Raw genomic sequence first — 2,174 nt, 5'->3', positions numbered from 1 at the left:
GATGATTTAATAAGTTAGAATATAAAATTACAACTTAAGATGCTTTAAAATCCAAATTGGGATAAGATTTCTTATTTTAGAAGAAACGTTTGCAGTTAAAGAAATTTGATGTGGAACTTGTTGATGGATTTACGAAAGTTATTTTGAGTTTCATCCGAATGTCGATTCGAAACATAATTAAAGTCAAAATAGAAATTGCATTTGTATTAATGCTAATGAATATAAAAAAAGTAGTTGCTCAACAATTTAAATAATTATAATAAAAAGACAATTTCTACATTTTATAAATAGAAATTGTCTTTTTATTAGTCAAATATCTTCATGCCCCAAACTCTTTCCTACGATTAGTCAAGTACTTATAATTAAAATAAGCATTACTTAACTAAACCGTTCATTTTAATTTTTTTGAATAAGGTGTTAAACTACATTTGATTGTACGTTTGGCTAATGTGGTGACATTTGATAATCGTACAATTTATGATTCATTACAAGATAATGAATTGTTTTTAATAATCGATTTATACAAGCAATGATGGCAGTCTTATGAGGTTTCTCATTAGGCTGCTTTCTTAGTTTGTAGTAATAATCGACGACATGATTGTCATAATGATGCTGCCCTCTTATTATATTCATAATCACCCAAAATAAAAGTTTTCTCGCTTTTTTATTACCACGCTTGTTGATGGTATCTCTACAGTGTGTATGACCTGATTGATATCGTTTGATATCAATGCCAACAAAAGCATTGAGTTGTTTATTTGATTTAAATCGCTTAATATCACCAATCTCCCCAATAATCATAGCTGTGCTTAGCTTACCAATACCAGGTATCGAATGAATATTTTCAAAATAATCGAGTTGTTGTGCTAATTGAATCATGGCATCATCTAATTGTTTGAGATGATGAATAGATTGTTTTAATTGTTGAATAAGTAAGCGTAATTTTTCGACTAGAAAGGAATGTCTATCGACATTAGGATAGCTTTCTTGAGCAATCACCCTTAATTGAAGTGCATATTTTGTAGCTTTATCCATTGACATTCCCTTATCTGTAGAATTGAATATATGTGTAATCAGTACCTCCTTGTCGATATCAAGAACCATGTCTGGATGAGTAAAGATTTCTGCGATGTTGAGTGCAATGATTGAATATCGACTACTAAACAATCTTTCTAAACCAGGGAATGTTTGATGGAGTAATTCAAGGATCTGAAATTTAAGTCGATTTTGTTCATTCTCGATTTCTAGATGAAAACGGACGCGTTCTCTTAATTCAAAGAATATTAACTCATGTATAGGTAAGCTGTCTGTTTGTTTAAGCGTCGGTCCTAAACAAGCAAGCTTATGAGCATCTGCCTGATCAGTTTTCCATGATCTTAGAGCGCTCGTTTTAAATTTGGCTTCTAACGGATTCATTTGAATATAGTTAATTTGATTTACACAACAAAATCGTTCCATACCTCTTGAATAGATACCTGTAGATTCAAAAATGAGTTGTGGGTGGTCTAAGTCATTCAAATACTTGAGTAAATAATTGTAACCATTTTTATTATTCTGGATGAAAAACTCTTTTTGGAATTTTCCATTTTTATAATGTGCAACTACACTACTTCTTTTACTAATATCAACACCTAAGTAATCGATAAAAAAACCTCCTTTGAATAATTGAGAAGCTAAAAACTTTACTTAACCTTTCTCATTTCATTTTCCTATACACGGTTTCAAGAACCCAACATACTACAAACGAATTTCAAAAGGCGAGAGTAAAGCTGACTTGTTTTTTATACGGATTTAAAATCCAAGAGTCTGGACAGTCTACTTCTCTCTATAACTATAAAAAATAGCTATGAAAAAATCTATCGTCATAGATTTCTTCATAGCTAATCTTAGTATGTTTTATATATAATCTTATTTAAAGTAAGTTTTTTGTTAATAAAACAGGGAATATGTTAAAATAGATGACCAAATGAATAATAGTTAAATTTAATCAAACAAATAAATTGTAATTTAACCTCCGTTCTAATACAATATGGTTACTATTCATCGACTGTAAGGAGTGAGATGATATGAGAATAGAACGTGTTGATGATACAACAGTAAAATTGTTTATAACATATAGTGACATTGAAGCACGTGGTTTTAGTCGTGAAGACCTATGGAGTAACCGTAAACGT

Annotated in this window: 2 protein-coding genes; one reads left to right on the top strand and one right to left on the bottom strand. The window is 30.1% G+C overall.

Features of this window, described 5'->3' with window-relative positions; all coding sequences use genetic code 11:
* Window positions 1-444: 444 nt before the first annotated feature.
* The gene (locus ACFOY6_RS23930; protein ID WP_071813246.1) at window positions 445-1,644 is read right to left on the bottom strand and encodes an IS110-like element ISSep2 family transposase; all 1,200 of its coding nucleotides are present in this window, start codon (window positions 1,642-1,644) and stop codon (window positions 445-447) included.
* 422 nt (window positions 1,645-2,066) lie between these two features.
* On the opposite strand from ACFOY6_RS23930, the gene ACFOY6_RS23925 reads away from it, so the two are divergent.
* Window positions 2,067-2,174 (top strand): adaptor protein MecA (locus ACFOY6_RS23925; RefSeq protein WP_379652435.1); only part of this gene is annotated, 108 nt, incomplete at its 3' end.

The sequence above is a fragment of the Teichococcus aestuarii genome, assembly GCF_042651065.1.
GTDB classification, from domain to species: domain Bacteria; phylum Pseudomonadota; class Alphaproteobacteria; order Acetobacterales; family Acetobacteraceae; genus Pseudoroseomonas; species Pseudoroseomonas aestuarii.
Note: the sequence above shows the minus strand (reverse complement) of the source record. Positions and strands in the feature narration are given on the sequence as shown.